The 6,682-nt window shown below is 30.9% G+C and carries 7 protein-coding genes and 1 pseudogene; 6 read left to right on the top strand and 2 right to left on the bottom strand.

Annotated elements, in window-relative coordinates; all coding sequences use genetic code 11:
- From ACHZC3_RS12545 to creD, 5 genes and pseudogenes are all read left to right on the top strand, one after another.
- Nucleotides 1-346, top strand: a pseudogene (locus ACHZC3_RS12545) (hypothetical protein); the annotation flags it as partial.
- Nucleotides 347-348: 2 nt separating this feature from the next.
- Entirely contained in the window at nucleotides 349-645 is a 297-nt protein-coding gene (locus tag ACHZC3_RS12540; RefSeq protein ID WP_394760217.1) for a winged helix-turn-helix domain-containing protein, read from the top strand.
- 55 nt (nucleotides 646-700) lie between these two features.
- A complete protein-coding gene (locus ACHZC3_RS12535) occupies nucleotides 701-1,156 on the top strand; it encodes a Coq4 family protein (protein WP_394760215.1) in 456 nt (151 codons plus the stop codon).
- Nucleotide 1,157: 1 nt separating this feature from the next.
- Nucleotides 1,158-1,469 (top strand): hypothetical protein, encoded by a 312-nt coding sequence (locus ACHZC3_RS12530; protein ID WP_394760213.1) that lies wholly within the window; start codon nucleotides 1,158-1,160, stop codon nucleotides 1,467-1,469.
- A gap of 21 nt (nucleotides 1,470-1,490) precedes the next feature.
- Nucleotides 1,491-2,849: a cell envelope integrity protein CreD gene (creD, locus tag ACHZC3_RS12525; RefSeq protein ID WP_394760211.1), complete on the top strand. Its 1,359-nt coding sequence runs from the start codon at nucleotides 1,491-1,493 to the stop codon at nucleotides 2,847-2,849.
- Nucleotides 2,850-2,908: 59 nt separating this feature from the next.
- Here the strand turns inward: creD and ACHZC3_RS12520 are convergent, their stop codons facing one another.
- The gene (locus ACHZC3_RS12520) at nucleotides 2,909-4,282 is read right to left on the bottom strand and encodes a M28 family peptidase (RefSeq protein ID WP_394760210.1); all 1,374 of its coding nucleotides are present in this window, start codon (nucleotides 4,280-4,282) and stop codon (nucleotides 2,909-2,911) included.
- A gap of 172 nt (nucleotides 4,283-4,454) precedes the next feature.
- Nucleotides 4,455-5,657 (bottom strand): NAD(P)-dependent oxidoreductase, encoded by a 1,203-nt coding sequence (locus tag ACHZC3_RS12515; RefSeq protein ID WP_394760209.1) that lies wholly within the window; start codon nucleotides 5,655-5,657, stop codon nucleotides 4,455-4,457.
- A gap of 160 nt (nucleotides 5,658-5,817) precedes the next feature.
- Between ACHZC3_RS12515 and ACHZC3_RS12510 the strand changes: the two genes are divergently transcribed.
- A partial coding sequence (locus ACHZC3_RS12510; protein WP_394760208.1) for a serine hydrolase domain-containing protein occupies nucleotides 5,818-6,682 on the top strand: 865 nt, incomplete at its 3' end.

The raw sequence follows: 6,682 nt of genomic DNA, 5'->3' as shown, positions 1-6,682 counted from the left end.
CAAAGCAAAAAAAGTAGGCGAGAATATGTGGAATACTTCATCGAGAAGATTGCTTATAAATTTTGCCATTCCGTTATTTACTGGAGGAATATTCGCTTTACTCCTACTCCGTCACGGTTATTATGGTTTAATTGCTCCTATTACGCTATTATTTTATGGTTTGGCTTGTGTAAATGCAAGCAAATATACGTTGCGTGATGTTCGTTACTTAGGAATTACCGAAATTATTTTAGGATTATTAGCAGTCGAATTTTCAGGTTACGGATTGCATTTTTGGGTATTGGGATTTGGAATATGTCATATTTTATACGGCGGAATGATGTATTATAAATATGACAGAAAATAGTCATGAAAAACATCATACAAAATATAAACAAAGCTTTTGATCATCGCATTCGACTTGGAATTATGTCGGTGCTGATGGTGAATGAATCTGCTGATTTTACAACACTAAAAGAACTTTTAGGTGTAACTGATGGCAACTTGGCTTCGCATACCAAAGCGTTAGAAACCGAAAACTATATTATGATAGAAAAACAATTTATTGGTAAAAAACCAAACACCAGTTATAGAGCAACTATAAATGGAAGAAAAGCTTTTGCTGCTCACATTGAAGCTTTAGAAAAATTAATCTCGAAAACTTAACTCTATTTTTTTATATTTTTACTTTGAAATTCAAAGTTCTTTTAAAAATAAATAAATGAAAGATAAAATAATCGAAATCTTATATAAATTAATTAAAAAACCATATCAATTTATGTTTAAAAAAAATGACTCTTGGAATTTAACATTGGAAGAGTATCTTAATAATTCCGAAAATAGTCTTGGTTTTCATTTAGGCTCTTTTTTAGTGAAAAATAATTTATCTATACAACCACAACTTGAAGTACATGATGTATATCATGTACTCACTAATACAGGTACCACAGTTATTGATGAAATTAATATGCAATTCTATTTATTTGGAAATGGCAAACAAACCCCATTTGTTTATATAGTAATGATGACAGGATTTGTTTTTCATTCAAGACACTTAAAACAATTTATTACTAATTATAAAAAAGGAAAACAAGCTCATAAATTTTATGATTTGGATTTTTCAAAAATGCTTGCTATACCAATTCGAACCATTCAATCAGGATTTAACATTAAATAATATGAAAAACATTAACCAAATTCCATTTACAACATTATTTGCCTTCGGGTCTTTTGCAATTGGAACAACCTTTTTTCTTTCCTATATGAAATTTCAAACCGAAAATATACTCGTATTTGGCTTTTTATATGTGTTGGCAGCTGTTTTCTTTAACTTAATAATATTGATAAACTTAATAAGTCAATTACTAACAATACGAGGAGAACGAGCAAACACTTTTATAAAAATATTAATTGTCGTAAGTAATATTCCAATCGCAATAATTTACTTCTATCTAGTCTTAAATTCATTCAATAATAGTCAACCTTTTTAAAATCAATTAAATTCAAAAACAATGGAAAATCAAATGCAAGAAAATCAGAACAAAGGTTCCTTTTTTCAATCTACAACTGCCAAAATGATGATGGTAGGTTTACTAACGCTCGTTTTACTTATTCCGCTAGAATTTGTAAAAGATTTAATCTCCGAACGTTCCCAACGAAAACAAGAAGTTACTGATGAAGTGACGCAATTGTGGGGAAAAGATGTCTTATTTTATGGTCCAATGCTGCAAATTCCATACAAAACGTATGAGGAATATAACGTAACTAACCCAAAAACAAAAGTGGTCACTATCGAGAAAAAAGCAATTATTTCCTACGCTTATTTTTTTCCTGAAAAACTAAATAACACATCGAACGTTAAGAAAAATACGTCGCTAAAAAGAGGCATTTATAACAATGTCGTTTTTACCGCCAATATGAATTTTGATGGTTATTTCACCAAACCTAATTTCGAAAAACTAGGTATTAATGAAGAAGATTTATTGTGGGATAAAGCATCTATAGTGGTCAAAACAACAAATCTGAAAAGTATTAAAAGTGATTTGAAAATTAAACTAAACAATCAAGCATTCTCATTCGAATCGAAACCAGAAGATGAAGATGCTATTTATGGAACGCTTGTTACCAATCAATTTAACTACAAAACATTAGTTAATAACGGGAAAATAGATTTCAATTTCTTGATGCAATATAATGGAAGCAATAGCGTGAAATTTATTCCTGTGGGAAAAACAACAGTTGTGAATATTGATTCTGACTGGGAATCGCCAAGTTACGAAGGTGCTTTTGCTGCAAACGATACCACAAAAATTATCAATAAAAAAGGTTTTCATGCCGATTGGAAAATATTAGACATAAATCGTACATTTTCTCAACAATATGCAGGTAAAATTCCAAATTTGAATGAATATTCTTTTGGTGCAAAACTAATAGAAACTGTAAATGAATACCAACAAAATGAGCGTGCTTCTAAATATGGATTTCTAATGATTGGCTTAACTTTTCTAGTGTTCTTTTTAATCCAATCTATCAGTAAAATTAATATTCACATCTTTCAATACACCATGTTAGGGTTGGCATTAATCATGTTTTATACACTTTTAATATCAATAACTGAACATTCTAGTTTTACGTTGGCGTATCTTATTGCCTCAGCTTCGGTCATAACAATGATTGTACTTTACTCGATTTCGATATTAAAAAATAAGAAATTCCCAACATTTATAGGACTTTCTTTAGTGGCACTTTACACATTTATTTATGTAATAATTCAGTTAGAAAATTATGCCTTACTTGTGGGAAGTATCGGATTGTTTATCATTCTAGGAGCTGTAATGTATTTTTCTAGAAAAATTGATTGGGGGAAATAATTTTTTTACCGCAGATTCACAGATTAATAAAGAAATCTGAGAATCTGCGGTTAATTTTTTTACTCAATTCCATATTTATCAATCAAATAAATTAATGAAGTCATTGTTGCAGCGCCTAATTCGAGTTCTCTTTTATTAACAGCATCAAACTTGTCATTTGCTGCGTGATGGTAATCGAAATAGCGTTGCGAATCCGGATGCAAACCAGCTTTTACAATTTTTGTACCTGTTAATGGTTCTATGTCCGAACCACTATGTCCTTTAGTAAAACTATGAATTAAGTAAGGTTCGAATAAACTTTTCCAATTAGAAATTTTAGCAAAACTAGCATCATCACTTTCAAAAGAAAAACCTCTTGGCGAAAATCCTCCTGAATCGCTTTCTAAAGCAAAAATGTGATTTTCTTTATTTATTTGCGCTAATTCTTGGTATTTATCTCCACCACGACCACCATTTTCTTCATTCATAAACAAAACAACTCTGATGGTATTTTTAGGTTTGTAACCTATATTTTTAAAAATATTAGCTACTTCCATACTTTGTACACAACCAGCTCCATCGTCATGAGAGCCATCGGCAAGATCCCAAGAATCTAGATGTCCGCCCACTACAATAATATTTTCTGGATGTTCAGTTCCTTTTATTTCTCCAATAACATTATAGGACAAAACTTCGTCCATTTGCTGGCAAGATTGTTTTAAATAAAATTTTAATTTCGGGTTTTCTTTTAATGTTTTACTTAATAATTCCGCTCCATTTGTGCTAATTGCAGCAGCAGGAATATATTGTGTTTTCGGAATATCTCCATAACCCATCCAACCTGTGTGTGGAAAATCATCTAACCTAAAGGTTAAAGAACGAACAATTGCGCCAATTGCACCATATTTAGAAGCATCTCTAGCTCCAGATCTTCTCTGATCTCCAGCACCACCATAAGCATTCATACTTTCTATTTGAGCATTATCCATCGGGCGATTGAAGAAAACTATTTTCCCTTTTATTTTTTCAATTCCTAAAGTTTCTAATTCTTTTAGAGAATGTACTTCGATAACTTCGGCAGTGATTCCGTTTTTAGGTGTTGCAACTGAACCTCCAAGTGCACAAACTGGTACTTTTATTTTGGTTTTATTGTCTAAAATATAAGCCGTTTCCTTTTCGCCACGAACCCATTTTGGCACCATAACTTCTTGAAGATATACTTTATCAAATCCTGCTAATGCTTCCATTTGTGCTTTTGTGTACTCAACTGCTTTTTGTGCACCAACTGATCCTGATAATCTAGAACCTATTTTATTAGACAAATCATCTAACCAAGCATAACATTTAGAATTGGTCAATGCAGATTTGTATATCTCTTTTAACTGATTTTCATCAGAATTTTGAGCAAATCCGAATAGTGAAGTAAATAAAAAAAGAAACAGTAATTTTTTCATCTCAAGAAGTCATTTTAGTGAATAGTAAAGTAACAAAATAAAAAAGTCCCGACAAAATCGAGACTTGATATATTATAAATGCAGTATAATTAAGATTCTGTCAGGCTGAGCGTAGTCGAAGCCATAAACTTGGCTTCGACTACGCTCAGCCTGACAACTATACAACTAAATATTATTCCCCATCTACATAATCTTGTAAATAAGTAAATCTTTCTGTGAGTTTGCCATTTTCGGTGATTTTTGCTCTTTGCAAAATTCCGTCCTTGTCATTATTATAAAATGCTGGAATTACGTGTTCTAAAAACATTTCTCCAAAGCCTTCGCTAGCGTCTTTGGGCAATTCACAAGGTAAATTATCTACCGACATAACAACAATTGCACCTGGATGCATAAAATCGACTTCTTTATGTTCCGACGGGTAATAGCCAAAAAATGGTTGTGCAATAGTTGATGCTTTTAACGTACAAGCAATAGGACCATCTACATCGCAAGAAATATCGGCAACAACTTTTATCTTATTATCAGCTGCTTTTAGCATTTCTTTAGATAAAATTACTGGTGCTCCGTTTCCGTAAAAATGTCCCGCCATAAAAATATCTGATACTTTTGTAAAACGCTCAAAATTTGAAGTATACAATTGCGGATTAGCGTAAAAATCTTGTTTATCAAACGGTTTCCCGTCTATTCTTTTATTATAATCTTCTAAATCGATGTGTGTATAAACTGGTCTGTCATAGTTTTTAGTCAAATAATCTTTGATAGAAACTTCTTTAAGCTTCATGGCATCGAGCATTTCTTTGGCACCAAGCCCTACTTTTCCGTGACCTGTAAGTACAATCTTTATATTTGGCAAAACCATTCTTTGCAAACGTTCTACTAAGGCATTTTTGTCTTTTAGTGTTTCGGCTTTTGCCAAATTAAATAGCTCAAACTTCATTCCAAAGGCACGAATTCCGTTGTAAGCACCAACAATTCCTGCATAACGACCAAAACCTATTAGACGATGATTTTTAGCATCGACTATTGTTTCGTGATCATATAATTCGATATTTTTTTCTAAACAAGCAACTAACAATTTTCTGTTATACGGTTGTTTTTTGATCGTATGAGAAAAGAAAAAATACTTTTTATTTGGTATTAAAGCATCAACTGGAACTTCTTTAACTCCAATTAAAACATCACAATCAGAAACATTTGTTGTCACATCGAAACCCAATTCGCTATACTGTTCATTAGTAAAAACTCGAATGTCTGAAGATTCTACTTTTATTTCAGCTAGTGGAAATTGTTGTTTTAATTTTACCAACTCTTCGGGTGTAAACACAACGCGTCTGTCTGGTGGATTTTTTCTTTCTTTTATAAGTGCAAATTTCATTGTAAATCTATTTTATTTTTAAAATAAATAGGAGTTAATTATTTTAAAATTTGTTGCAAATATAACGTAATAGTAACTTGAAACAAACGAAAATATTTGTTTAAAAACCTATTATGATTCCTGATTTGTTTATTTATATTTGTTTTATATCCAAGTTAAAATGACATACAAAATAAATATAAAACTTCTCTTACTTTTCACAATCTTAACTATCTGTTTTTCATGTACTGAGAAGAAAAAAGTATTAAAAAAGAAAGAAGAAGCCAAAGTTGGTTCTATTTACACAATGCAACCTTATGAGAATAATTTGCCCGATTTAAAATCTTCTGAAAAGAAAAAATTACAGCAAACGATTGAAAATTTTTATACCGAAAAATATATTCCAAATGATTTTTCAGGAAGTATTCTTGTGGCAAAAAACGGTCATATTATTTATGAAAATTACCGCGGCATGTCTAATTTTGAAGAAAAGAAAGCCATCACTTCCGAAACACCACTTCATATTGCATCGTTGAGTAAAGTACTTACGGCAAATGCGATTTTTTTGCTTATCGATTCAAAAAAAATAACTTTAGACCAAAAAGTAAATACCATTCTTGATGATTTTCCGTATCCTGAAATTACAATTAGAACTTTACTAAATCACAGAAGTGGATTGCGCAATTACAGTTATTTTACCGATAAAAAAATTGTGTGGAATCAGAAAGATACTTTGCAAAATAAAGATTTGATTCCTGTTATAAATAAAAACAATATTGATTTAGAATATAAAACAGATACTCATTTTGCATATTGCAACACGAATTATGCCTTTTTAGCATTGATTATTGAAAAAATCACTAAAATGGATTATCGAACTGCCATGCAAAAACTAATTTTCGAGCCATTAAGAATGAAAAATACTTTTGTTTTCGATTATAAAAAAGGCTCTAAAAACAATAGTCAATCCTACAAAGGAAATAAAATTAAATATGCTTATAATTACCTCGATGGGATTTATGGAGACAAAAACATATATTCGACAC

The organism is Flavobacterium sp. (genome assembly GCF_043720215.1).
In the GTDB taxonomy this organism is placed as follows: Bacteria; Bacteroidota; Bacteroidia; order Flavobacteriales; family Flavobacteriaceae; genus Flavobacterium.
The sequence above is the reverse complement of the archived record's forward strand: the minus strand, read 5'-3'. Positions and strand labels throughout refer to the sequence as shown.